This is a genomic window from Caballeronia sp. M23-90, assembly GCF_053574605.1.
Genome location: NZ_JBSIPA010000885.1, coordinates 1 through 989 on the forward strand (window position 1 = coordinate 1; position 989 = coordinate 989).

At 62.4% G+C, this 989-nt stretch carries 1 protein-coding gene; it reads left to right on the plus strand.

What is annotated here, in order from left to right:
- Positions 1 to 54 precede the first annotated feature (54 nt).
- Positions 55 to 972, plus strand: a complete 918-nt coding sequence (locus ACRXB1_RS36750; RefSeq protein ID WP_449494866.1) for a CAP domain-containing protein — start codon at positions 55 to 57, stop codon at positions 970 to 972.
- Positions 973 to 989 lie beyond the last annotated feature (17 nt).

A 989-nucleotide genomic window follows, 5' to 3' on the forward strand; every position in this document is an offset into this window, starting at 1 on the left:
ACGTAACAGCTCGCGTCGGGCGCGAGCTCAACCCCGGCCATCGGAGTTATCTCATTGCTCGCCGCCCCGGGGGCCGCCGTTACCGATTACGCGGCGACGGGCGATCTGATCAATGACTCGCTGGGCTTCATAAACGCCAAGCGCGGGCAGCTCGGACTGCCGCCGCTCGGTTTCCAGTCGGCTGTCGCGCAAGCCGCAGCCGACCATTCGCTCTACAACCAGACGAACAATGCCGTCGGACACTTCGAGACCGCTGGGCTCCCAGGATTCACTGGAGTCTCGCCGACGGACCGCGTCAACGCGCTTTATCCGACGGATTCCGTAGGGGAAATCGTCGACACTCAGACGGGCGCTTTCACAAGCTCCACTGGACCAATTGAAGCATTGTTCGACGCGCCCTTCCACCGCGGGATCATTCTGTTTGACACCACGCTCGTGGGCGTGGGCGCCGCGCAAACCACAAACCCCTTGAAGTTTTCGGCTCTCACGGCCGACTTCGTCGATTACAAGGCATTTGTCCCTGACAACAAGCTAATCGCGTATCCCTACCCAGGGCAAACCAACGCCAAGGCGGCGTGGCAAGATTTCGAATTGCCCGACCCGCTCGCCGCGGCCGGGAAAAACTATGCTGGCCAAACGGTCGGCTACCCGATAACTCTCTCAGGAGCGGGCAACGCGGCGTTCTCCAACATCGCCTTTGAGATCACTGACGCCACGGGTGCGGCGGTGCCCTGTCAAGAAGTGGACAGCTCCAACAACGACGAAGCAACGCGGCTCGCGCTATGCACGCCAATCGCGCCGCTCGCCGCAAGCGCGACTTATTCGGTCCACGTCACAGGCTCACTGACCAACGTCACGATCCCGACGCCTCGGGCGTTTGACGTGAGTTGGTCCTTCACGACCGCCCCAGCCACGCCCGCCGCAGCGAAAACCGAGGTCGGCGGCCCAGCTCGCCGGGTGATCATCCAATGAGGGCGCCGCTATCTTGA